Origin of the sequence: Methyloceanibacter caenitepidi (assembly GCF_000828475.1) — a bacterium.
GTDB lineage: Bacteria > Pseudomonadota > Alphaproteobacteria > Rhizobiales > Methyloligellaceae > Methyloceanibacter > Methyloceanibacter caenitepidi.
The window spans coordinates 721,899-745,875 of the sequence record NZ_AP014648.1 but is presented as its reverse complement, the minus strand read 5'-3'; the positions used below and the strand labels follow the sequence as shown (position 1 = coordinate 745,875).

17 protein-coding genes are annotated in these 23,977 nt (G+C 64.7%); 13 read left to right on the top strand and 4 right to left on the bottom strand.

The genetic code is table 11. The features are described from left to right. From GL4_RS03515 to GL4_RS03500, 4 genes are all read right to left on the bottom strand, one after another. Positions 1 to 1,113 (bottom strand): imelysin family protein, encoded by a 1,113-nt coding sequence (locus GL4_RS03515; protein ID WP_052464089.1) that lies wholly within the window; start codon positions 1,111 to 1,113, stop codon positions 1 to 3. 59 nt (positions 1,114 to 1,172) lie between these two features. Beyond that, the gene (locus GL4_RS03510) at positions 1,173 to 2,639 is read right to left on the bottom strand and encodes a di-heme oxidoreductase family protein (RefSeq protein ID WP_082025441.1); all 1,467 of its coding nucleotides are present in this window, start codon (positions 2,637 to 2,639) and stop codon (positions 1,173 to 1,175) included. Positions 2,640 to 2,756: 117 nt separating this feature from the next. Beyond that, positions 2,757 to 4,166 (bottom strand): carbohydrate porin, encoded by a 1,410-nt coding sequence (locus GL4_RS03505; protein WP_052464088.1) that lies wholly within the window; start codon positions 4,164 to 4,166, stop codon positions 2,757 to 2,759. 148 nt (positions 4,167 to 4,314) lie between these two features. Continuing rightward, positions 4,315 to 5,592, bottom strand: coding sequence for an imelysin family protein (locus tag GL4_RS03500; RefSeq protein WP_082025440.1), 1,278 nt, complete (start codon positions 5,590 to 5,592; stop codon positions 4,315 to 4,317). 269 nt (positions 5,593 to 5,861) lie between these two features. Here GL4_RS03500 and GL4_RS03495 point away from each other — a divergent pair, with 269 nt between their 5' ends. The 13 genes from GL4_RS03495 to rimP all read left to right on the top strand — a co-directional run bounded on the left by GL4_RS03495 (position 5,862) and on the right by rimP (position 23,942). Continuing rightward, positions 5,862 to 6,791 carry a LysR substrate-binding domain-containing protein gene (locus GL4_RS03495; RefSeq protein ID WP_045364607.1) on the top strand — a complete coding sequence of 310 codons (930 nt, stop codon included), beginning with the start codon at positions 5,862 to 5,864 and terminating at the stop codon, positions 6,789 to 6,791. Positions 6,792 to 6,988: 197 nt separating this feature from the next. Next, positions 6,989 to 12,205, top strand: coding sequence for an alpha-2-macroglobulin (locus GL4_RS03490; RefSeq protein WP_045364604.1), 5,217 nt, complete (start codon positions 6,989 to 6,991; stop codon positions 12,203 to 12,205). Next, positions 12,205 to 14,295, top strand: coding sequence for a penicillin-binding protein 1C (pbpC, locus tag GL4_RS03485; protein ID WP_082025439.1), 2,091 nt, complete (start codon positions 12,205 to 12,207; stop codon positions 14,293 to 14,295). The genes GL4_RS03490 and pbpC overlap by 1 nt, the downstream gene beginning before the upstream one ends. A gap of 82 nt (positions 14,296 to 14,377) precedes the next feature. Continuing rightward, the gene (gene miaB / locus GL4_RS03480; RefSeq protein WP_052464087.1) at positions 14,378 to 15,757 is read left to right on the top strand and encodes a tRNA (N6-isopentenyl adenosine(37)-C2)-methylthiotransferase MiaB; all 1,380 of its coding nucleotides are present in this window, start codon (positions 14,378 to 14,380) and stop codon (positions 15,755 to 15,757) included. Between the two features lie 28 nt (positions 15,758 to 15,785). After that, entirely contained in the window at positions 15,786 to 16,874 is a 1,089-nt protein-coding gene (locus tag GL4_RS03475) for a PhoH family protein (RefSeq protein ID WP_425283181.1), read from the top strand. Continuing rightward, a complete protein-coding gene (gene ybeY, locus GL4_RS03470; protein WP_052464086.1) occupies positions 16,874 to 17,470 on the top strand; it encodes an rRNA maturation RNase YbeY in 597 nt (198 codons plus the stop codon). The genes GL4_RS03475 and ybeY overlap by 1 nt, the downstream gene beginning before the upstream one ends. Continuing rightward, positions 17,470 to 18,450: a hemolysin family protein gene (locus tag GL4_RS03465; RefSeq protein WP_045364596.1), complete on the top strand. Its 981-nt coding sequence runs from the start codon at positions 17,470 to 17,472 to the stop codon at positions 18,448 to 18,450. Before ybeY ends, GL4_RS03465 begins: the two co-directional genes overlap by 1 nt. Continuing rightward, positions 18,447 to 20,093, top strand: coding sequence for an apolipoprotein N-acyltransferase (gene lnt / locus GL4_RS03460; RefSeq protein WP_052464085.1), 1,647 nt, complete (start codon positions 18,447 to 18,449; stop codon positions 20,091 to 20,093). The genes GL4_RS03465 and lnt overlap by 4 nt, the downstream gene beginning before the upstream one ends. A 94-nt stretch (positions 20,094 to 20,187) precedes the next feature. Beyond that, positions 20,188 to 20,604: a helix-turn-helix domain-containing protein gene (locus tag GL4_RS03455; protein ID WP_045364593.1), complete on the top strand. Its 417-nt coding sequence runs from the start codon at positions 20,188 to 20,190 to the stop codon at positions 20,602 to 20,604. Positions 20,605 to 20,713: 109 nt separating this feature from the next. Next, positions 20,714 to 21,889: a methionine adenosyltransferase gene (gene metK, locus GL4_RS03450; protein ID WP_045364590.1), complete on the top strand. Its 1,176-nt coding sequence runs from the start codon at positions 20,714 to 20,716 to the stop codon at positions 21,887 to 21,889. Between the two features lie 81 nt (positions 21,890 to 21,970). Then, positions 21,971 to 22,699, top strand: a complete 729-nt coding sequence (trmB, locus tag GL4_RS03445) for a tRNA (guanine(46)-N(7))-methyltransferase TrmB (protein ID WP_244462669.1) — start codon at positions 21,971 to 21,973, stop codon at positions 22,697 to 22,699. Between the two features lie 27 nt (positions 22,700 to 22,726). Continuing rightward, a complete protein-coding gene (locus tag GL4_RS03440) occupies positions 22,727 to 23,167 on the top strand; it encodes a lysozyme inhibitor LprI family protein (protein WP_156137371.1) in 441 nt (146 codons plus the stop codon). Positions 23,168 to 23,384: 217 nt separating this feature from the next. Then, a complete protein-coding gene (gene rimP / locus GL4_RS03435; protein ID WP_045364582.1) occupies positions 23,385 to 23,942 on the top strand; it encodes a ribosome maturation factor RimP in 558 nt (185 codons plus the stop codon). Positions 23,943 to 23,977: the final 35 nt, after the last annotated feature.

The window sequence follows — 23,977 nt, the reverse complement described above, 5'->3', positions numbered from 1 at the left end:
CTAGTCTCCGTCGCCCGCGTTGAACCCGAAGCTGAGGCCCGCGCCCTCGGCGATCAATCCGGATGCGGTGGTGTTGGCGCTCTTCAACCCGACACGCAAAGCCTCGAGCTTGCCCCGCTGTTCGGGATCGGTCACCGCCTCGGCGACCGGCTCGGTTTCGGCGGCAAGCACGTCGATACTGTGGTTGAGGTCGAACAAAATCGAGTCCTCGACACCCGGCGACTGGTCGGCAACGATCCCGGCAAAGCCTCCGTCGACAAACAGGGCCCTTACGGAGCGAAGATTGCCGGCCATGTTCGGAAAGGTCTGGCCGCTTCGCCAGAACGCCGCCAGACGCGGCCGGGAGCGTTTGGCGGACTCGCCCAACACCCGGCCGAGCTTTTGATCACGCACGCGTTCGATACCGCCGCTGAAGGCCTTGAAGAGTTCCAGCGTCACGTCTTTCGGGGCACGGTAAAGCGCGCCGTCGGGCTCGGGTTCCAGAAAACTCTTGGTGAAGGGTGCACCAGGCGCCCACGCCTGGACGAGGTCTTTGGAAAGTTGCGCGATATTGCCGGCTGCCGCAGCGGCGAAGCGGCAGCGGAACACCGCATCGTCCCCTCGGCTCGCAAGTGCGTCGGAGCCCTTACCGTAAAGAAGGATTTCGAGCGCGGGCAAGCCCTGGAGCGCGACACTCTTCTTGGCGAGCGTCTCGACGCTCGTCACACTCTCGTCCTTGTCCGAAAGAGCCCGCTGCACCTGCCGGTAGCCAAGGCCCTTCCGATCCGGCCAAAAGAAAAGCCGCTCGTAGCGATGCTCGTGGTTGACCGGCCCGAACTGAAAGTTCTCGACTGCGCTCCAGCCCTTCACCGCTTGGACAAAGGCCGCGCGGGCGTCCGCGAGGCTCTTGTGCGAGGGGTCCGTGCAGAGCACCGCGGTCTTGGCTGCCAAGGTCGCGGCATCGGCTGCGAATGCGTCGTAGCCCGGCCTTATGACTTTCGTCAGCGCAGCCTCGGCAACGGCGCCGTGATCGGCCTCCGCCCGCGCTACGGTCCCGGCCGAACAGAAAGCAAGAAGCAGAACCCCCAAAGACAGGACCGAATGGAGGAAACGGATCGTTGGCAGACGGGTCATTGGCATGTGTCTAACATCTGATTTCCGGCGTTGCGCGTGGCGTAGCCTGGTCGTCGCAATCAGAGCGAGTTCAAAAACGCCAAGAGGCGCTCCCGGTCTTCCTTTTCCAGCGCGGCAAAGCGGTCGCGAGCCGCTTGCCCTTCGCCGCCGTGCCACAGGATGGCCTCCGTGAGATTGCGCGCCCGGCCGTCATGAAGGAACTGGGTGTGGCCGCTCACTGTTTCGGTCAGACCGATACCCCAGAGCGGCGGCGTACGCCATTCGCTCCCCGTCGCTTTGCCGTCGGGCCGATTGTCCGCGAGCCCCGTGCCCATGTCGTGGAGCAGCATGTCCGTGTAGGGCCAGATGAGCTGGTTCGACAGATGGGGCTGCTCGGGCACGTCGCCGGTCGTGAACTTGGGCTGGTGACATTGTGCGCAGCCGACCTGGTAGAAAAGCTCTTTGCCCTTCAGCACGTCGGGGACGTCCACATTGCGGCGTGGCGGAACCGCAAGGTTCTGCGTGTAGAACGTCATCAGATCGAACAGCTCGTCGCCCACTTCCACGTTTTGGTATCTGGGCGAGTTGCCGGACGGCGCGTCGGTGCACGACGTCTGCCGCTCCGTGCATTCGCCCGCGCCGCTCGGATGGAGCGTTGTCGAGATGCCGATATCGCCGGAGAACGCACCGGCATTCTGTTCGATGATGGTCGGCACATTCGCCTTCCAACCGAAACGGCCCAGCATCTCCTTGTCGTGCAGCTCTGACCAGATACGGTTCGGACGCCCTGAAATGCCGTCCCCGTCCGCATCCTCCGGGTCGGCATTTGCCATGATCTGCTCTTCCGGAACAGCCTCGAGCAGGCCGAGTCCGATCATAGGCGGCGCGATGCGCGGACCCAGCATCACGTCTGGACTGATGGGGCCGTAGTTGAGTCCGGACAGTTCGTAGCGGGGCACGCGCAAGGAGACCTTCTCGCCACCGGCGAGAGAGACCTCCTCCTCCTCGTACGTCACTTTGACGGCGCCCTCCGCCTGGTGGCCCTGGATCGACATGTCCTGCAATTGTCCGCCGTAGACCGGATCGGGAAGCACGGTCACCTTGCCGGAGGCAAGGAGCGCCTTCTCGTCATCGGTCTTGGCGGGCACCGAGAGGCGGAACAGGAGCGAACCCGTCGGCCCCGGCGTGTTCGAGGCGACGGGAGGATGGCCGCGTCCGTCCTTGATATGGCAGTCCTGGCAGCCACGCACGTTGAAGAGCGGCCCGAGACCGTCCGAGGCATCGGTGGAGGCGGGCGCAGAAACCCAGTGCCGTCGGAAAATGCTGTTCCCGATCTTGAAGTCGAGTTCCTTGCGGAAACCCATGTTGCCGGAAGATTGGGAAAACGCATTGGCAGTGTCGGTCGCGGCGCGGGATGTGGCGCCGCCGCCCGGCCGGTCTTCCCCCGGCTCGGCCTTCGTGAAGTCGATAGGCGGCACCGGAACGTCGGACGCTCCCGTCCCGCCGGCCGAGCCCGCATACAATACAAGGCCCGCCAGCAGAGGCACGCAGCCCCCAACAAGAAGGACACCGCCAAGCCACGCTTTCGCGTGACTTGACGGTGCTGTCGGGGTCGACTGACTCTGAGACGGCGTGAACCGTGCTGTGTTCACGCGCCCACCTTTCTAGAATGCGAACGTGCTGCGTGCGCCAACGACCGTTGCATTTTCGGCCTCTACGCCGCCATCCGGATTGAAGATGTACTGGAAGTCCGGCTGCAACGTCCAACCGTCGATGACCTCCATGGTGTACGCGATCTCGATCAGAGCCTCGTAGCCCTCGCCGGCCGGATCGCCATTGGTTACGTTGAACGCCTGCGCCTGGTCGGAAATGCTCGTATAGGCATAGCCGATGGCCAAGGCGTCGTCGGGACGGCCCGGGATCATGCCGGTGAAGGTGAGACCCACGTCGAAGTAGAAGTCGACATAGTTGCGATCGTCCGGCGCTCCGGCGAAGCGGGTGAAGAAGCCGACCCCTTGCGGGTCCTCGCTGCCCGGCACACGCCACAGCAACTGGTCCAAGATCACATAGAGCGCGTAATCGTTGTCGAGCGGCTTGCCGTCATTACCGGAGATCGCAATGGGGTTGCCGCCCGCATCGGTATAGATGTGGTTGAAGTCCCCGAAGTGGTTCCAGCCACCGACCTTGATCTGGCCCGGCAGTTCACCGCCCGCCAGCGAATAGCTGTAGGCGCCTTCCGCCATCAAGAGCGTCCGATCCCGCAGACCGAAATCCAGACCGTCGTTGTTGCACACTTGCGGATCGTCCGCAGCGCAGTCCGGCGCCGGATTACCGTTGTAAACGCCGACCATCAGGCTGGTTTGCTCCGTCGGGGTGATGGCGACACGGACGCCGGGCGTCGCCAGCGGGTAGGCCGGACCGCCGCCGGGGTTGTTTTCGGCAGCGATCGGCGCCCAACCCCATGTGCCGTTGATGAAGTAGCCCCCGCCTTCGGCGAAGAAGAACTCGGCATCCGCCGCCAGCTGTCCGACCTTGACCGAAACCGTGTCATTGAACAGGAACTGCTCGAACCAGATCTCGAACAGGCGCGTCGCGTCATTCGCCTCGAAGCTGGTGACAGGCATCAGGGAACCGATATTGGAGCCCGTGATGGAGTTGCCATGGATCTGATAGCCGTTCGCGTGGAAGCAAAGACCATCCCACAGACCGAGCTTCTTCATGTCCGCGTTGACGTAGAGCTCAAGCACACCTTGATACTCGCCGCCTTCGTCGATACCGCCCCAATTGTAGAACGGCTCGGCGACATAGGCGCCGCCGATATCTATGCCCGCCCGGTTCAAGCTGGAGACCGTGCCTCCGGCGAGGTGCTCAATGGCGTTCAGTTCGCCATTCTCTTCACCAATGAAATCGCGCGGATCGAGTTCCACTTCGCAAGCGGCCGATGCGAGCCCCGGCGAAGCAACCATTGTCATAACCAGCGCGGCCCCCGCGATGGCTGCCTTCCGCACATACGTGCCGAAAAGACCACCCAAGTCTTCGGTCGCTGGACCGCGATTTCTCTCAATCAATCCCATTTAATCAGCCCCCCAACGGCTTCTGGTTCGTGTTTCGTCGATCGTGTTCGGCTTTTGCCGATATTCCGAATGTGGAATGATACATTATAACATTTCACAAAATTTCTTCTAGTCGTCAAATCGTCCCTTTGCCTATGTCGTCCCTTGCCTATTCAGCCCCGACCTTATCGGGCGCATCTAGACTGTCCGATCCCTCGAACTCGATGGACTTCAGGTCCAGTGTCGCCACGGCCCGCTCGATCGCCTTGGTCTGAACCAGCAGGGCGTCGACCACGTCCTGGACGACCTTGTTCCCCTCTTCGTTCCCCTCGCCGATCATCTGGTCGTAGTTCTCGGTGGTCAGGGCACGCAGATAGAGCGTGTTCATCGCGTCCATGGTGGCGTCGAGCGCTGCGACAACCTCGGCGTCCACTTTCGGATCCTTGGCCTTGACCAAGTCGGAGACGCTGGGGCCGGACACGACGGACCCGTCAGCGCGGCGATAGCGGCCCGTGTAGACATTGTGGATGCCAAGCGCGTCGAAGAAGTGTGCGGCATGGGTGTTGTCGGAGAAGCAGTCATGCTCCTCTTCCGGGTCGTGCACCATCAGGCCGAGCTTGATGCGTTCGCCGGCGAGTTCGCCATAGGACAGGCTGCCGAGACCGGTCATGATGACGGTCAGACCGCCTTGATCGCCTGCATCCATGACGGCCTTGCGCGCATCACCGCCCTCTTTCCATTGATCGGCCATCCACTGGAGATCGTCGATCAGGAGTTGGGTGACGGTGCTCAGATATTCGGCCCGCCGTTCGCAATTACCATTGGAGCAGTTGTTCAGGTCGTAGTCGGTCGCCGGACGCTCGCCCGAACCAGCTTCGGTTCCATTGAGGTCCTGTCCCCACAGCAGGAACTCGACGGCGTGATACCCCGTCGCCACGTTCGCCTCGACGCCGCCCGCTTCCTGCAGCGTGTCGGCAAGCAGCTCTTTTGTGATCTTGGAGGTGTCGATCTTCTTGCCGCCGAGAGACAGGGAGACGTTCTTGATCACGTCGGCCACGTAGAGTTCGTTCTCGGGTGATTCGTCGCCGTAGACCTCGGCGACATAGTCGATGAGCCCCTCGTCCAGCGGCCAGGCGTTCACCTTGCCTTCCCAATCGTCGACGATTGGGTTTCCGAAGCGGTACGCCTCGGTCTGCATGTAGGACGGACGCGCGGCGATCCAGGCGGCGCGCGCAGCGCGCAGGTTCGGTTCGGTCGGTTTCTCCAAGAACGCGTCGATCGCGAGCTGCATGGTCTTGGCAGTCTCGAGCGAGTCTTCGTATCCGGCCTGCGCGATATCGGCGTAGTTCTTCAAGACGTCCTTGGGGCCATCGGCCAGCGCGGGCGCCACGCAAAAGCCAATTGCCAGGGCTGCCGCCGGCACCATCGTCTTTAGTCCTCGAAGCATCGAACTCCCTCTCACGTTGCTACGACTCGCCGGTCGTTTTCTATCACAATCTATAATTTCAATCGTCTCACCCTATCAGCGGGGCGAAGAATGTGACGACCCAACGGCCAGGGACCGTGGGCCGCCACAAGGCTGAGATGAGGAAGCGTTTCGGCTCGGGCTGAAACACTTCAGACACCCGGGCTGGGCGGCCGAATGTCTTGCCATAACCCTAGGGGGGGCCGTATCATGAATGAAGTGAACTGTTTTCATAATAATAGTTGAGCGATATGCATCTTAAGGAAGTCGACGCCAATCTGCTCGTGACGCTCGATGCGCTCCTGGTCGACGCCAGCGTCACACGGGCCGCCGAACGGCTCGGGCGGAGCGCCTCCGCCATCAGCCATGCTTTGGCTAAGCTGCGGGAATTGTTCGACGATGAGCTTTTCGTGCGCGCCGGGCAGCGGCTTGTTCCAACCGCCCGGGCTCAGGAACTCGCGCCGACGGTCCACGTGATCCTGGCGGGCATGGAAAGCCTGCTTCGCCCCAACAAGCCGTTCGACCCGTCCCTGACGATGCGCGCGTTTGCCGCAGCCTCCAGCGAGGCCGGCGAATTGATCCTCGTCGAGCCCCTGCGCAAGCGCTTGCAGGCGAGCGCACCGAGCGTCCAGGTCGATTGGACCTCGTCGAACATGGAGTCGACGATCGACGAACTGCGCAACGCCCGCTGCCACTTCGTTATCGACATCATGGGCGAGAGCGCCGAGGCGCCGGACGTGCGGGCCGCTAAGCTGTTCGACGACGCGCTCGCAACCCTGGCTCGCCCCGGACACCCCTTCTCCAAGCGGCGTCCAAATGGCGAAGCCTTCGCCGCCGCGGAGCACGTAGCCGTCCACTCCCTCCCCGGTTTCCAGGGTCTCACCGAACGGCTGGCGGAGGCGAGGCTCGACATCCGGCGAACGTCTCAGGTCTCCTCCGCGTTGGTCGGCGTCATGGCGACGCTCAACAGCGACGCCTTGCTCACGCTCCCGGCGTCGCTGGCAAGTTTGCTGGAACGTCAGTTCGGCCTCTCGCGGATCAAACAACCGGTCGAGCCCGTAACGTTTCCGGTGCGCCTGTTGTGGCACACGAGTTATGACCGGGACGAATGCCATCAGTGGCTCCGGGGCGAGTTTTCTCTTCTGGCCCAGGACCTTCTCGCCCAGGATTTGACGGGCTGACGTGACGGGCCGATCGGCGCGCTGACCGGTCTGGCCAGCAGCACGGCGTGGGAAATGCCTCACCCATCAGGCGTCAGCGGCGCGGTCACGTTGCGGCCAACGCGCCCACAACCGCTCAATTGTTTCCGTCATGATGCTCCGCTACCATGGAGCCCTCGCCCGCTCGACGCCGAGGGCCGGGCGCCTGGAGGACACCCATGGTTGTGTGGTTTCGCACCGGCTTCGCCGCTGTGCTTTTCGCCTGCGTCTCCCTATCCGCTTTCGCCGCCGACAAGAGCTATCAAGACGACGCGCTGGACGAAGCGGCCATCACGCTCAAAGCCGATCTGAAGAATGAGTCCGGCACGATCGAACGGCCGGTGCCGATGCTCAAGGAGCAGGCCGCGGCGCAATTGCGAAAGCAGTATCTCGGGAACGCCGCCTTTATCTATGGTCAGATCGTCACCGCTGCGCCGAACGACTCCGAGGCCTGGCGCCGCCTGGCCGATATCTGGCTGGCGATCCCGCCGGACGAAGACGACGACGGCAGCGAGCGCTATCGCGATGCTAGGACCGCCGCCTATATCGCCTACACCCAGGCGAAGACTCCTAAGGGCGAAGCCGCCGCACTCGGGTCTCTCGCGAACGCATTTGCCAAGGGCAGCGACTGGCGTCCGGCGCTGAACGCGCTACGGCTGGCCACAACGCTCGACGACGATCCGGGCTTGGCGGCCACCTACGCGCAGCTTCGCGAGAAGTACGGATTCCGTGTCGCCGATTTCAGCGTGGACTCCGACGCAACGTCTCCTCGGGCATGTTTCCAGTTCACCGAGCCCCTGCTTGCCCGCGCGGACTACGCCCCCTTCGTCGCCGTCGCCGGCGAGGACAAACCGGCCCTGTCGCTCGACGACAAACAGCTTTGCGTGGAGGGCCTGAAACACGGCGAGTCTTACAAAGTGACCTTGCGTGCGGGCCTGCCCTCGTCCGTCCACGAGGACCTGATCAAGAATGCCCCGTTCACGATCTATGTGCGCGATCGCACGCCGTCGGTGCGGCCCATCGGCAAGGCATACGTGCTGCCCAGCACCGGCCAGCAGGGCATCCCGCTGCAATCGGTCAATACCGGCGCGCTCGATGTCACACTGTATCGCATCGGCGACCGCAATCTGCTGGGCATCGTGCTCGGCTACGACTTCCAGCGCAATCTGTATGGCTACAGTCTCGAAAACATCGCCGACGAGAGTGGCGAGGAAATCTGGAGCGGCACGCTCAAGGTCAAGAAGGATCTGAACAAGGACGTCACCACGGCCTTCCCCATCAGCGAGGCCGTGCCGCACCTAGAGCCGGGCATCTACATCCTCGCCGCGCGGCCTTCGGACGTACCGGGCGACGACTACGGCGAGCGCGCGACGCAATGGTTCGTCGTGTCCGATTACGGGCTGACGGCCTATTCGGGGTCGGATGGCATTCATGCCTTCGCCAACTCGCTGGCCACGACGGAGCCGATCTCCGGAATCGAATTGCGGCTGATCGCGCGCAACAACGAGGTTCTTGGAACCGCGACGACCGATGCGAACGGCGCTGTGACGTTCGCGCCGGGCCTCGCTCGCGGCAAGGGCGGCCTTGCGCCTGCGCTGCTGGTTACAGGCGCCACGGAGGGCGACTACGCCTTCCTCAACCTGAAGACACCGGGCTTCGACCTGACCGACCGGGGCGTGGCGGGACGCGATGCGCCGAAGGGGCTCGACTCGTTCGTGTTCACCGAGCGTGGGGTCTACCGCACCGGCGAGACCGTGCACATCACCGCGCTTCTCCGGAACGCGGCCGGCGTCGCCGTGCCCAACCTTAACGCGACCCTCGTCGTCGACCGTCCGGACGGCATCGAGTATCGCCGCATTGTCGCGCGGGACGCAGGGGTCGGCGGTCTGTCCGCCGATCTGCCGATCATCGCCGCGGCTCAGACCGGCACCTACCGGGTCAAGATCTATTCGGATCCAAAGGCGGCGCCGATCGGCGAGACGAGCTTCCTGGTCGAGGACTATGTGCCTGAGCGGCTCGAGTTCGACATCTCGACCGACGCGAAGAGCCTGTCGCAAGGCTCCCCGGTAAAGATCGCCCTCGACGGCCGCTTCCTCTATGGGGCGCCCGCATCGGGGCTCCCGGTCGATGGCGAATTGAAGGTCACGGAGACCAGCGCGCGGCCCGGTTACGAAGGCTATGTGTTCGGCACGAAGGACACCGACAGCGGCGACAGTTTCACTGTCGAGACGCTGCCGCTCGCGGACTTGCCTGAAACGGACGCCAAGGGCCACGCCACATTCGACGTGGCGCTCGGAGCGTTGCCAGCCTCGTCGCGCCCGCTCGAAGCCAAGGTTGTGGTGCGCCTGGCCGAACCCGGCGGCCGTGCGGTCGAACAGGATCTGACGCTGCCGATCAAGCCGAAGGCGGACATGATCGGGGCGAAGCCGTTGTTCAAAGGCACATCCCTCAGCGACAACGACACGGCGAAATTCGATGTGGTGATGGTCGCGCCCGACGGCACGCAACTGGAGAGCAAGGGCCTGAAATGGCAACTCCTGCGCATCGAGCAGAAGTACCAATGGTACCGCCAGTACGGCAGTTGGGACTATGAGCCCATCAAGGTCACGCGCCGCGTCGCGAATGGCGTGATCGACACGAGCGCCGATGCACCTGCTTCCATCGAGATGCCCGTTTCCTGGGGGCGCTACCGGCTCGAGGTCGAAAGCCCCGACCCGCTCGGTCCCGTGACGACCTATGGCTTCGACTCCGGCTGGTACGCCGAGGCCAGCGCCGACACCCCCGATCGGCTCGAGATCGCGCTCGACAGGTCGGGCTATTCGGAAGGCGACACGATGAACGTGGCCGTAACTGCGCGCAGCGCCGGCACCGTCACGCTGTCGGTGATCGGCGACCGGCTGCTCACTCAGAGCACGACCGATGTCGAACCTGGTCTCACCACCATCCCGCTGACCGTCGGTTCGGACTGGGGAACCGGCGCCTATGTGCTGGCGACGCTGCGCCGTCCGCTCGATGCGGCTGCCAAGCGCATGCCGGGCCGGGCCATCGGCACGCAGTGGTTCAGCATCGACAAGGCGCAGAACACGATCGGCGTCGCGATGGACCTGCCCGGTCTCATCCGGCCCAACTCGAAGCTGCTCGTGCCGGTGAGGCTCACCAACCTCGTCCCGGGCGAGCAGGCGCACATCGTCGTCTCGGCGGTCGATGTGGGCATTCTCAACCTGACCGGCTACGAACCGCCGAACCCGGACGAATACTACCTCGGACAGCGCAAGCTCTCTTCCGAGATCCGCGACCTCTACGGGCAGTTGATCGACGGCATGCAAGGGACGCGCGGGCAGATCCGAACCGGCGGCGATGGCGGCGCCGGCACGCTCCAGGGCAGTCCCCCGTCGGGCCCGCCGCTCGCGCTCTATTCGGGCATCGTCACCGTCGGCGACGACGGCACCGCCGAGATCGAATTCGACATTCCCGCCTTCACGGGAACGGCGCGGGTCATGGCCGTGGCCTGGAACAAGACTCAGGTCGGGCATGGCTCGGGCGACGTGATCGTGCGCGACCCCGTGGTCGTGACCACCACGCTTCCGCGATTCCTGCTCATGGGCGACCGCTCCACGCTGCGCCTCGATCTCGACAATGTCGAAGGCGCGAGCGGGGACTATAAGATCGCGCTGGCCGCAACCGGTCCCATCGCGCTGCCCAAGACGGAAAGCGTCCTCGGCATCGAGGCCAAGAGCCGCGAGGCGGCGTCGTTCGAGATTGCGGCGCTCGGCGTCGGCGAAGGCAGCGTGGACATCACGGTGAGCGGCCCGGAGAGCTTCGAGGTCGCTCGGCGCTACACGATCGAGGTGCAACCGGCCACGCAGATCTTTGCGCGCCGCACGGTGACGCCGCTCGCACCGGGCAAGAGCATCGCGCTCTCCAACGACGTGTTCGCCGATCTCGTGCCGGGGACGGGTAGCCTCGCGCTCTCCGTGACGCCGACCGCAGCGCTCGACGTCACCGGCCGGCTGGCGGCGCTCGATCGCTATCCGCTTGGGTGCACCGAACAGATCGTGAGCCGCGCGCTCCCACTTCTCTACTTGAGTGAGTTGGAGACGGAGCAGACGCCCGACCCGGATACGGCCAAGCGCATCGATACGGCCATCGAAACCGTGCTGGCCCGTCAGGGCTATGAAGGCGGGTTCGGCCTTTGGTCGCCCGGCGGCGGCGACGCCTGGCTCGATGCCTATGTGGCCGACTTCCTGACGCGTGCGCGGGCTCAAGGCCACACCATTCCGGACGAGCGCTTCAAGCTCGCGATCAACCGCTTGCGCAACTACGTGAGCACCGCGCCGGACGTCTCCAATGACGGCGGCCTTGCCCTGTCCTACGCGCTCTATGTGCTGGCGCGGAACGGGGCGGCGCCGGTCGGCGATCTGCGCTACGTGGCCGACGTGAAGATGGGCCAGCTTGGCTCGCCGGCGGCACAGGCCGAAATCGGCGCGGCCCTCGCCATGCTCGGCGACCGCGTCCGCGCCGAAAAGGCGTTCCGTGTCGCCGCCAGTGCGCTCCCCGATGAGGTCGTGACCACGAACGGCCGCGTCGACTTCGGCTCGCGGCTCAGGGATGCGGCCACGGTGGTCACCCTCGCCGCGGAAGGCAAAGCGGCCGAGCCGATCCTCGTCAGCGCAACGAAAGAGATCGGCGTCGCCCGCAAGGCCGTGACCCGCACGTCCACGCAAGAGGATGCCTGGCTCATCCTTGCCGCACGCGCGCTCGGCAACCAGGGCGTCGAGCTGGACGTGGCATCGGGCACGGGCGAGCCCGTGCCACAAAGCGGCCCGCTTTATCGGGACTACAGCGAAGAGGACTTAGGCATCAGTCCGGTCTCGGTGACCAATCGCGGCAGCGCGCCTGTCGACGTGGTCTTCTCCGTGTCCGGCGCGCCGACATCGCCCGAGCCTGCGACCGACAGCGGCTTCCTGCTCGAACGGACCTTCCATACGCTGGACGGCCAAGCCGTCGATATCGCCGAGGCCAAGCAGAACGAGCGCTACGTGGTTCTGCTTTCCGTGACGGAAGCCAAACCGCAATTCGCGCGGGTGGCCCTGACCGATCACGTGCCGGCGGGCTTCGAGATCGACAATCCGAAATTGGTCTCGTCGGCGGACACGGGCGGGCTGCCCTGGATCACCCACGCGGCGCGCCCCGTACATACGGCCTTCCGCGACGACCGCTTCGTGGCGGCGTTCGACCGCACCGCAAAGAGCCCGGTCGTCTACCGGGTCGCCTATATCGTCCGGGCGGTCTCGCCGGGCACCTACGTGCTCCCGCAGGCAAGCGTCGAAGACATGTATCAGCCCGACCGCTTCGGCCGCACGGCGACGGGCACGGTGAAGGTGACGGCGCGCTGATGGGGACTCCACGGAGAGGAAACTGGCGCCGCCGCCTCACTTACGCGGCGGTAGGCGCGTTGTGGTGCGGCGCCATCGTCGCGGGCGCGCTTGTCGGCCTTGCCGATAGTTTCGGGCCGCCGCCGCTCGGAAAGAACCTCACCTATTCCAAGACGGTGCTCGGCAGCGACGGCGACCTGTTGCGCGCCTATCTCGCGCCCGATGGCCGCTGGCGACTTCCCGCTTCGCGCACGGACGTGGACCCGCGCTTCCTGGACGCGCTGCTCGCTTACGAGGACAAGCGCTTCTACGAGCATCACGGCGTCGATCCGCTTTCCATGACGCGCGCGCTGTATCAGTTCGCAACGCGCGGGGAGATCGTCTCGGGCGGGTCGACGATCACGATGCAGGTTGCACGTCTTTTGGAGCCACGGCGCAAGCGTTCGCTCTATGCGAAGTACCGCCAAATGGTGCGGGCGCTGCAACTCGAGCAGGCTTACAGCAAGAACGAGATCCTCGCGCTCTATCTCACGCTGGCGCCCTATGGCGGCAACCTCGAAGGAATCCGAGCGGCCTCCTTCGCCTATTTCGGCAAGGAGCCGCGGCGCCTGACGCTCGGCGAAACGGCGCTGCTGGTCGCCTTGCCGCAATCGCCCGAGTATCGCCGCCCCGACCGCCACCCGGACCACGCGCGCGCGGCCCGGAACCGCGTTCTCGACCGCATCTCGGACAGCGGCATCTTCAGCCCCGAGGAGTTGGGAGCGGCGAAAGCGGAGCCGGTGCCGAACGCGCGCCGGCCTATGCCGCTCGGCGCACCCCACGCCGCTGACGACGCCAAGGCCGCGTCCTCCGATCAATCGATCATACGTCTGACGATCCGGGCGCGGCTGCAACGGCGCCTGGAGCGGCTGGCCCGCGACCGCGCCGTCGCTCTCGGCGATGCCATGTCCGTTGCCATCGTGGTCGTGGAGAACGACACAGGCCGCGTCCTCGCCCGTGTCGGGACCCCCGACTATTTCGATTCAGACCGCGCCGGTCAGGTGGACCTCACCCGCGCGGTGCGCTCGCCGGGCTCTACGCTCAAGCCCTTTATCTATGGGCTCGGCTTCGAGGACGGCCTGATCCATCCGGAGTCGCTGATCGAGGACAGGCCCATTCGGTTCGGCGACTACGCACCGGAGAATTTCGACCAGACCTTCCAGGGAACGGTCACGGTGCGCCGGGCACTGCAACAATCCCTCAACGTGCCCGCGGTGTCGCTGCTGGATGCGGTCGGCCCCAGCCGCCTGCTGGCACGGCTCGACGAGGCGGGGGCGCGGCTGAAGCTTCCCGAGCACGAAACGGCCGGGCTTGCGCTCGGCCTCGGCGGCATCGGCATTCGGCTTGTCGATCTCACCGCGCTCTATGCCGGCCTCGCGCGTCAAGGAACAGTCGCGCCGCTCTACGAACGAGCGGCCGAACCGCGCTGGCCCGAGCGGCGCCTGATGGAGCCTGTAGCGGCTTGGTATGTCGGCGACATCTTGCGCGACGCCCCGCCCCCGCCGAACGCGCTTGGCGGCCGGATCGCCTTCAAGACTGGCACGAGCTACGGCTATCGCGACGCGTGGGCCGTCGGCTTCGACGGCCGCTACACGGTGGGCGTCTGGACGGGGCGTCCCGACGGCGCCCCCGTACCGGGTCTCCTGGGACGCACAGCAGCGGCGCCGATCCTGTTCGACGTCTTCGCGCGGCTCACCGAGCAGCCGCGCCCTCTGAGCCCCGCACCGCAAGGGGTTTTGACCGCGCGCACCGCGCAGTTGCCGCCACCGCTCCGCCGCTTCGGCGCGAACACTCTTGCCGGCACGACGCGCGCGCCGGACGTGCGGATCCTCTTTCCGCCCGACGGCGCGTCCCTGGCGCTGGAAGCCGACGGCGACACCATCGATCCCGTCGCCATCAAGGTCACAGGCGGCACGGCTCCGCTGAACATCCTTGTCGACGGGCTGCCGCTACAATCGGCGCGTGGCGCCGGCACCGTGTTCTTCTCACCGCAAGGGCCCGGCTTCGTGCGGCTGACGGTGACCGATGCGGTCGGCGACGCCGACAGCGTGCTCGTGCGCCTACAGCAATAGGTCGATCGCTCGCGATGGGAACACCTGCCTCTCTGGCGCGCCTGCCTCTTGACGAATGTCAGGGCCTTGCTCACAACAGCGCATGACCCAGAGCCGCAAAAAGCTCCACATCAAGACCTTCGGCTGCCAGATGAATGCGTACGATTCCGAACGCATGGCCGAAGCGCTCGCACCTGCCGGTTACGACGTGACGGAGGCGATGGACGATGCGGATCTCGTCATCCTCAACACGTGCCACATCCGCGAGAAGGCCGCCGAGAAGGTCTACTCGGAGCTGGGCCGCGTGCGGCTGAACAAGGAAGCGCGCAAAAGCCAAGGACGCGGCACCATGGTGGCTGTGGCCGGCTGCGTGGCGCAGGCCGAAGGCGAGGAGATCATCGCCCGCGCACCCGTGGTGGATATCGTGGTCGGACCGCAAAGCCTGCACAGGCTCGCCGATCTCGTGGCCAAGGCCGAGACGGGGGAACGCTCGGTGGAGACCGAATTCCCCGCTGACGACAAATTCACCGCTCTTCCCTCACGCGCGGGCGGTAAGCGCCAGGTCTCCGCGTTCGTGACGGTCCAAGAAGGCTGCGACAAGTTCTGTACGTTCTGCGTCGTGCCCTATACGCGCGGGGCCGAATACTCGCGGCCCGTGACGGACATCGTGGCCGAGGTGGAACGGCTTGCCGCCGCCGGGGTGCGCGAGGTGACGCTGCTCGGCCAGAACGTCAACGCTTATCACGGCGACGGCGAGGACGGTTCGGCCTGGTCCCTGGCGCGGCTGCTGCGGCGGCTCGCCGAGATTCCGGACATCGCCCGCATGCGCTTCACCACCAGCCATCCGCGCGACATGGACGAGGACCTCATCGCCCTGTTCGGGGATGAAGAGAAGCTGATGCCCTATCTCCACCTGCCCTATCAGGCAGGGTCGGACCGTATCCTTGCGGCCATGAACCGCAAGCACACGGCCGAGGAGTATGAGCGCCTGGTCGACCGCATCCGGGCCGCGCGGCCGGATCTCGCCCTTTCGACGGACATCATCGTCGGCTTCCCCGGCGAGACCGACGAAGACTTTCAGGACACGCTCGACGTGGCCAAGCGCGTGGGATTCGCCCAGGCCTTTTCCTTCAAATACAGCGCCCGTCCAGGGACGCCCGGCGCCTCTCTCGAGGGACAAGTTCCGGAGATGGTTAAGAAGGAACGGCTGGCCATTCTCCAGGCGCAGATCGAAGAGAGCCGCCGCACCTTCGACCGTGCGACCGTCGGCCGCCGGATTCCGGTGCTCTTCGAGGGCAACGGTAGGAAACCCGGACAGATCGCCGGGCGTTCTCCTTACCTTCAGGCCGTGTATGTGGACGGTCCGGAACGGTTGATAGGTCACATCGCCGAGGTTGACATCTTGGCCGCGGGGCCGAACAGTCTTACCGGTGTCATGAACGCGGGATTTGAATGGCGCGAGCCGATTCGAACAGCCGTTTGAGCTGCAAGGCAGTTTTCGGAAAGCACTTTTGACGCGCGGGCGAGTAGTAACGGCAAAGCGCCTTGAAACGGCGCATGCAATTGGGGACCAAGAGCCCCTGGTCGTCTATTTCGACGATATGGCCCTCGTGCGCGACCTCCTTGGACATTTCGATGCGAACCTCGCCGTTCTCGAGGAGCGCCTCGGCATCGAAGCCGTGGTCAACGGCACCGCGATCGCCTTGCGCGGCTCGGTTGAGGCATCCGCCGCCGCAAAGGTCATTCTCGAACACCTCTATGACCGGATAGCCAAAGGCGAGACCATCGGCGTCGGCGACGTAGCCGGCGCGATCCGCCATGCCACGGTAGCGGACGTTGCTGAAACCGGCCTTCGCCCCAAGGCGCAGCAGATCAAGACGCGCAAGCGCGTCATCACGGCACGGACTCCGGCGCAAAGCGCTTACCTCGAGTGCCTGCAGAACAACGACCTCGTTTTCGCCACAGGGCCGGCCGGCACGGGCAAGACCTATCTCGCCGTGGCCTTCGCCGCGGCGGCCTTGGAGAGCGGTCTTTGCGACCGGCTGATCCTGTCGCGCCCCGCCGTGGAGGCCGGCGAGCGCTTGGGCTTCCTGCCCGGCGACATGCGCGAGAAGGTCGATCCATATTTGCGCCCGCTTTATGATGCCCTTTACGACACGCTGGGCTCCGAGCGGGTGGAACGCGGGCTCGAGACCGGCATGATCGAAATCGCCCCCCTCGCGTTCATGCGCGGGCGCACGCTTTCCAATGCCATGGTCATTCTCGACGAGGCGCAAAACTGCACGGCAGTCCAACTGAAGATGTTTCTCACGCGCCTCGGTGAAGGCAGCAAGATGATCGTGACCGGCGATCCGACCCAGGTCGATTTACCCAAGGGCCAGGACTCCGGCCTGTTTGAGGCCATCGAGATCCTGCGCGGCATCGACGAGATCGGGCATATCGCGTTCGCCAATGCGGACGTGGTCCGGCGAGAACTCGTCGGACGCATCGTGGCGGCTTACGATGCCGCCAGCAAGTCCGACCGCCCGGACGCAAAGCCCCCCGTGGAGCGCCACCTTCCGCAAGGGACGGCTGATTCTCCCGGCGCAGGGGAAGAATAATGAGCGACGACGGCCCTAGACCGAGTACCAGGCCAGCTCCCGCCACATGCGCGCTGGACGTCGACGTCGTGCGCCACGACGGCGCATGGACAGAACGCGGCATCAGCGACGCCATGGTGGAGCTTGCGACCCACGCCGCGCTCGCCTGCGCGCCGCCGTCGAAGGCCGCGCATTGCGAAGTGACCGTGGTGCTCACGGACGATGCCGAGATCCGCGACCTCAACCGAACCTGGCGCGGCAAGGACGAACCGACGAACGTGCTTTCGTTTCCATCGGGGGACATGCCCGACGCTGCCGGCGCGTTCGACGACGACACCCAAGACGGTGCTCCCGTGCTCCTCGGCGATATCGTCATTGCGCTCGAGACCACCGCCGCGGAAGCCGCCGAGAAGGCCATTCCCCTGTCCGACCACGTGTCGCATCTGGTGGTGCACGGCGCCCTGCACTTACTGGGCTTCGACCATCTTGACGACACAGAAGCCGAGCAGATGGAAGACTTGGAACGACAGGCCCTGGCATCCTTGGGCATTGCCGACCCTTACGCGGACGATGCTCCCATCCGGGACGGCAATGCGGGCCTAGCGGAGATCGCATAATGAGTACCCCCGCGCCCGAGCGCGATCGTGACATAGAATCGGCCCGCGCGGCCGAGGACGAATCCTCCTGGTTCGAACGGCTGCTGCAGACCTTCGGGCTCAACGACGAACGCGACCTGCGCACTTTGATCGAAAGCGCTCTCGTCAAAAGCACGAGCGATGCGCTCAAGCCGCAGGAACGCAGCATGATGCTGCGGATACTGCGTTTCGGCACGCTGACCGTGGAAGACGTAATGGTCCCACGCGCCGACATCGTCTCCGTAGACGACAGCGTCAGCATCGAGGACCTCTTGCGCGTGTTCCGCAAATCCGAACACAGCCGCGTTCCCGTCTATCGCGAAACCCTGGACGACCCGCGTGGCATGATTCATATCCGCGACCTGATGTCGTGGATCACCGAGGAAGCAAACGGCAACGACGACGGCCGCATCGATCTCGGCAAGGTCGACCTCACGCGGACCGTCGGCTCGATCGAGATCGCACGCGAATTGATCTACGTACCGCCATCGATGTCGGTGCTCGATCTCCTCCTCAAGATGCAAACGGCGCAACTGCATCTGGCGTTGGTCGTCGACGAATATGGCGGCACGGACGGCCTCGTCTCGATCGAGGATCTGGTGGAAGAGGTCGTGGGCGACATCGCCGACGAGCATGACGTCGAAGACGAACCCATGCTGGAGAACGATCCGGTGCTCGGGCTTGTCGCCGACGCACGGCTGCCCATCGAAGAATTAGACGAGTATCTGGGTGTCGACCTCGTCACCGACGAACAGGAAGAGGATATCGATACGCTGGGCGGCGTGGTGTTTGCGCTCGCTGGCCGAATCCCCGCGCGCGGCGAGGTGGTGAGCCATCCGTGCGGCGTCGAGTTCGAGGTTCTGGACGCCGACCCGCGCCGCATCAAGCGCGTGCGGATTCATCTGCCCAAGGGGCACGTCATCGCTGCCGACAAAAGCGGCGCAACGCCCAGCGCGTCTTGAGCGGCGCCGTGGCAGGGCCCGCGCGCATCGCGGCCTGGACGGCGGGGCTGACCGGACTGAAACGCGCCGCTGTGGGAATCTTCCTCGGCGCGGTTTCGGTTCTCGCCTTCGCGCCGTTTCATCTGTGGCCCATACTGTTCGTGAGCCTGGGCGGCCTCGTTTGGCTGCTCGACGGCAGCTACCGCGGCGGCGAAACGCTGCCCGCGCGCATCCTCGGCGCAGGCCTGACGGGCTTCTGGTTCGGTTTCGGATTTTTCCTCACGGGGCTCTATTGGATCGCCGAAGCTTTCCTCGTCGAGCCTTGGCGCCACGGCTGGCTGATCCCGTTCGTCATGACGGCGTTCCCGGCCGGCATGGCCCTGTTCTTCGCGGCGGGCTGCGCGTTCGCCATGGCGCTGTGGCGCGAAGGCCCAGCGCGGGTCTTCGCCTTGGGCCTGGGGCTCGGACTTTCGGAACTGGCGCGCGGCTACGTGCTGACGGGTTTCCCCTGGAACCTGATCGGCTACGGCCTCCTCGCGACCCCCTCCTTGATGCAGCTCGCCGCGCTGTTTGGCGTCTACGCCGCGACGGTGTTCGCGGTTCTCGTTTTCGCGTCGCCCGCTTCCATCTGGTGCGGTGGCGGCTCACAAAGCCGCCGGTCTGCCGTTGTGGCCAGCGCCCTCCTCGTCCTGCTCGCAGTGTCCTATGCCTGGGGCGCCATACGCCTGGCAGGCACGGCCGACACGCCCACGGACCTGCGCGTCCGCCTCGTGCAGGCCAATATCGACCAGGCCGAGAAGTGGCGGCCCGAGAACGCCACGCGGATTTTCGAGACCTATCTCGAAATGACCGAGCGGCCGGGGCTCGAGGATGTCGACATCGTGATTTGGCCCGAAACGGCTCTCCCCTTTGCGCTCGATAAGTCCCCGGATGCGCTCGCCGCGATCGGCGACATCCTGCCCGCGAACACCGTATTGCTGGTCGGCAGCGCGCGGTGGACGGAACGGCGCAACGACATGGGCATCCTCGTTTCGCGACGTGCCTACAACAGCCTGATGGCCGTAGACGGCGAGGGGCAGGTCGTCGCCATTTACGACAAAGTTCACCTGGTCCCGTTCGGCGAATATTTACCATACCAAGACTTTCTCGAGAGCCTCGGCGTCATGCAGATGACCGGCGTGCGCGGCGGCTTCAGCGTGGGAACGGGTTCCCGCCTAATGACGGTTCCGGGCGCGCCGCCGGCGCTGCCGTTGATCTGTTACGAAATCATTTTTCCGAACGAGGTTCGCACCCAAGCGTCGCCGCCTCGCGGCACGGAACGACCCGGTTGGATGCTGAACGTCACCAACGATGCATGGTTCGGATCGAGCGCGGGGCCCTATCAGCACTTCTATCAGGCTCGTTTGCGCGCGGTGGAACTCGGCCTGCCACTGGTTCGGGTCGCCAATACGGGCGTGTCCGCAGTGGTGGACCCTCTCGGCCGCGTGCTTGCGAATATCAATCTTGATACGAGCGGCATCCGCGACGTCACAGTGCCCGCTTTGGGCCCGCTCACGCTCTATGTAACATGGGGGTTGTGGACGGAGCTTCTTGCTCTCGGAATCGCCTTATTGGGGTGGCTTGTTTGCCGCATTCGCGTCCGGCCGCCACGCTTGACGGGCTGACCTGGGCCAACCTATGAACTTGGCCTGACCTAGAAACTTCCGCGAAACAGCCTGGCGGCCTCTTTCGCAATCAGCCCCAAACGAGAACGAATCAATGGCAGGGAAAAAACCCAATCCCATCGACGCTCATGTTGGCAGCCGTGTCCGGCTAAGGCGCATGCTTCTGGGCATGAGCCAGGAGCGCCTCGGCGACAGCATGGGGCTGACCTTTCAGCAGGTGCAGAAGTACGAGAAGGGCGCCAACCGTATCGGCGCCAGCCGCCTTTATCATATTTCTAAAATACTCGACGTGCCCGTGGGATTCTTCTTCGAGGAAGCCCCCAGCATCGAGGAGAACACTGCGACGCCGGGCATGGCGGAACCGGAATCCGAGGCCTTCATCCTCGAGTTTTTGAATACGCGCGAAGGACTTGAGCTCAATCGCGCCTTCACCAAGATTGCCGATCCGAAGGTTCGCAAGAGTGTGGTCGACCTCGTCCGGGCTCTCAGCGAGCCGAAGGATCAGAAGTAAGGTCCGCAGTACTCTCTCAACGCAAGGGGCTTGACCTCAGGTCGCCTCGTTGTCAGAACCGGCCCCGCACGTCGGCTGGTGCCGACGATCTCACACGAAGGGAAGCCCAGTGGCCCGAGGAAACTACCTTTTTACGAGTGAATCCGTGTCCGAAGGACATCCGGACAAGGTTTGCGATCGCATCTCCGATGCCGTGGTCGATTTGTATCTTGCTGCCGATCCTTACTCGCGGGTGGCTTGCGAGACGCTCGTCACTACCAATCACATTGTTCTTGCAGGCGAGGTCCGGGGCCCGGAGAGCGTGACCGGCGAGGCGATCGAAGCGGCGGCGCGGCGCGCGGTCCGGGAGATCGGCTACGAGCAGGAAGGTTTCCATTGGGACCTCGCCAAATTCGAAAACCTCCTACACGAGCAGTCCGCCGATATCGCCATGGGCGTGGACGCCGATGCCGATAAGGAGAAGGACGAAGGCGCCGGCGACCAAGGCATCATGTTCGGCTACGCCTGCCGCGAGACGGACGCGCTGATGCCCGCGCCGATATTTTATTCCCATCGCATCCTTCACGAGATGGCCAAGGCCCGTCACGCGGGCCGCACGCCGGAACTCGGCCCCGACGCCAAGAGCCAGGTGACGCTGGTCTATGAAAACGGCATGCCCGTTCGCGCCGATTCCGTCGTGGTCTCCACCCAGCACGATGAGAAAGCCACGTCGGACCAGGTCGAAGCGATCGTCCGCGGCGTCGTCGACGAGGTGCTTCCGAAGGGATGGGTCGACGCCAAAACGAAATTCTATGTGAATCCGACCGGGCGCTTTGTCATCGGCGGCCCCGACGGCGATGCCGGACTGACCGGCCGCAAGATCATCGTGGACACCTACGGCGGCGCGGCTCCTCACGGCGGCGGTGCCTTCTCCGGCAAGGATCCGACCAAGGTCGACCGCTCGGCGGCTTACGCCTCCCGCTACCTTGCCAAGAACGTCGTGGCGGCGGGACTTGCCGACAAATGCACCCTGCAGGTGTCCTATGCCATCGGCGTATCGCAGCCTCTGTCCCTCTATGCGGATCTGCATGGAACGGGGAAGGTCGCCGAGGACAAGCTCGAGAACGCGCTCCGCGAGGTCATGGATCTCAGCCCGCGCGGCATTCGCGAACATTTGGGCCTCAGTCGGCCGATCTACGAGCGGACCGCCGCCTACGGCCATTTCGGCCGGACGCCGGAAAACGACGGCGGCTTCTCCTGGGAGCGCGTCGATCTGGCCGACCCGATTCGGGGTGCCCTCAGCTAGGCTGCGGGACACGCAACGAACTTGCTTGATGGCCGGGCATCGTCCCGGCCATCGGCTTTTTGGGGGTAGACAGAAGACCCCATGGTTGGCACCCAGCACCGGATGAACACGGAGACACGAGACGGCAGCGATGACCGCCCGCTCCGCTCCTACGGACGGCGCAAGGGCAAGCGGCTGACCGCCCGCAAGGCCGGGCTCGTCGCCGATCTTCTGCCACGGCTCCGTCCTGACCTCTCGCGCCCGGCCCCCGGCGATGTGCGGGCGTTGTTCGACAGCCCGTTGCGCGGCGTCTGGCTCGAGATCGGTTTCGGCGGCGGCGAGCATCTGCTCTGGCAGGCGCGCGCGAACCCGGATATCGGCATGATCGGCTGCGAGCCCTTCCTCAACGGCGTCGCCAGCCTGCTCGGCGGCATCGACGATTCCGGCATTGAGACGATCCGTATCCATGACGGCGATGCGCGTGACCTCATCGCATGGCTGCCTGAAGCCTCGGTTTCCCGCGCGTTCATTCTCTTCCCCGACCCCTGGCCGAAGAAGCGGCAGGCCAAGCGGCGGCTGGTGACGCCGGCGCTCGTGCGGTCCCTGGCTCGGATCATCAGTGCCGGGGGAGAACTGCGGTTCGCCAGCGACGACATGAACTATGCGCGCGAGGTGCTGTTCACGATCGGACGCGACGGGAATTTTGCCTGGACAGCGCGCCGCGCCAGCGACTGGCGGGAGCGGCCCGCGGACTGGCCGGAAACGCGCTACGAGCGCAAGGCATTGAGCGATGGCCGGAAGCCGTCCTATCTTTGCTTTCGTCGTCGCTGACCTTGGAACAACCCCTTGGAGCACGCCATGCGGAACGTCTTTCTCGTCGCGCTAGCGCTCGCGCCGCTCGCCCTTGTTGCGGCGTTGCCCGCCCGCGCCGCCGACATCGAATCCACGTGCTACACGGACTGCGAATCCCAAACGACCTCCAATCCAGAATACAAAGCCTGCCTCTCCCGGAGAGCCGATGCCGCGGACGCTGCTCTCAATGAGGCCTATGGCACCCTCAAGTCGGCCATCCGCCGGCACGCCGATGTCATGGGACAGAAACCCGTCATCCAGCTCGAGGGGCTCACGGCGGCCCAAAAGAAGTGGATCGCCTATCGCGATGAGAACTGCACCTTCGAGGACGAACTGGCGTTCGGCGGCACGTCGATCGGCGGAAACTACGCCGCCTGCCTGTGCGCCTTGAGTCTTGAGCGCGTGGCCGATTTTGCTCGCATCCAGCGCCAGCTCCTGTCCGAATAATCGGAAGCGACTGAAAAATATCGGATTTCCGCTGCGCGGCACGCTTGAATCGTGCGCAAAAGGCCGTATATTAGCGGCAGAAACTCATGATTGATTTGATCAGGGGTGGGCCTCGGCCCGCTCCTTTTTGTTATGGGCTTCGGCCGCAGGCGGCGCGCATGGCCGTTTTTCGCTATCGCAGATCCTGATCCGTCGAAACCCTCGAGTGCGGACATCGATGTCGAGCGTTGCTGCAGACGAGGATCGCCGCTTTGTCCGGGAGACCGGGCCGGAGCGGGCGGTCGCGGACCTCGCCGAACCTGTCCTGGACGAACTTGGTTTCCGTCTCGTGCGGGTCAAGATTTCGGGACGTGACGGCGGCACGGTTCAGATCATGGCCGAACGGCCGGACGGACAGATGAGTGTGGACGATTGCGCGACGATCAGCCGGCGCCTGTCTCCCGTGCTCGATGCCTACGATCCGATGCCCGGGACATATCACCTGGAGATTTCTTCTCCGGGTATCGACCGGCCTCTGGTCCGCTCGAGCGATTTCGCCACCTGGGTGGGGCATGACGCGAAGGTCGAGTTGAAAGAGGCCGTCGACGGCCGCAAGCGGTTCAAAGGCCGGATCGAGGATGTCGTCGGCGAGGAAGTGCATTTGAAGATCGAGCTGGAAGGCAGTTCGGAGCCGACGATCATCGGCCTGCCCTTCTCGCTCATCAGCGAAGCGAAGCTGACCATCGATGTGGACACGCTTCGCGCAGATCTTTCGGGTGGCGACGCCGCCCATTGAATTTTGCGGCAGTCCCTTGGGGCGTGCCGGACATG

What these genes read in the sequence shown, in the direction of transcription:
- GL4_RS03515 (WP_052464089.1), bottom strand. Translation starts at nt 1,113, where the DNA reads ATGACCCGTCTGCCAACGATCCGTTTCCTCCATTCGGTCCTGTCTTTG.
- GL4_RS03505 (WP_052464088.1), bottom strand. Translation starts at nt 4,166, where the DNA reads ATGGGATTGATTGAGAGAAATCGCGGTCCAGCGACCGAAGACTTGGGT.
- GL4_RS03500 (WP_082025440.1), bottom strand. Translation starts at nt 5,592, where the DNA reads ATGCTTCGAGGACTAAAGACGATGGTGCCGGCGGCAGCCCTGGCAATT.
- GL4_RS03495 (WP_045364607.1), top strand. Translation starts at nt 5,862, where the DNA reads ATGCATCTTAAGGAAGTCGACGCCAATCTGCTCGTGACGCTCGATGCG.
- GL4_RS03490 (WP_045364604.1), top strand. Translation starts at nt 6,989, where the DNA reads ATGGTTGTGTGGTTTCGCACCGGCTTCGCCGCTGTGCTTTTCGCCTGC.
- pbpC (WP_082025439.1), top strand. Translation starts at nt 12,205, where the DNA reads ATGGGGACTCCACGGAGAGGAAACTGGCGCCGCCGCCTCACTTACGCG.
- miaB (WP_052464087.1), top strand. Translation starts at nt 14,378, where the DNA reads ATGACCCAGAGCCGCAAAAAGCTCCACATCAAGACCTTCGGCTGCCAG.
- ybeY (WP_052464086.1), top strand. Translation starts at nt 16,874, where the DNA reads ATGAGCGACGACGGCCCTAGACCGAGTACCAGGCCAGCTCCCGCCACA.
- GL4_RS03465 (WP_045364596.1), top strand. Translation starts at nt 17,470, where the DNA reads ATGAGTACCCCCGCGCCCGAGCGCGATCGTGACATAGAATCGGCCCGC.
- GL4_RS03455 (WP_045364593.1), top strand. Translation starts at nt 20,188, where the DNA reads ATGGCAGGGAAAAAACCCAATCCCATCGACGCTCATGTTGGCAGCCGT.
- trmB (WP_244462669.1), top strand. Translation starts at nt 21,971, where the DNA reads ATGGTTGGCACCCAGCACCGGATGAACACGGAGACACGAGACGGCAGC.
- GL4_RS03440 (WP_156137371.1), top strand. Translation starts at nt 22,727, where the DNA reads ATGCGGAACGTCTTTCTCGTCGCGCTAGCGCTCGCGCCGCTCGCCCTT.
- rimP (WP_045364582.1), top strand. Translation starts at nt 23,385, where the DNA reads ATGTCGAGCGTTGCTGCAGACGAGGATCGCCGCTTTGTCCGGGAGACC.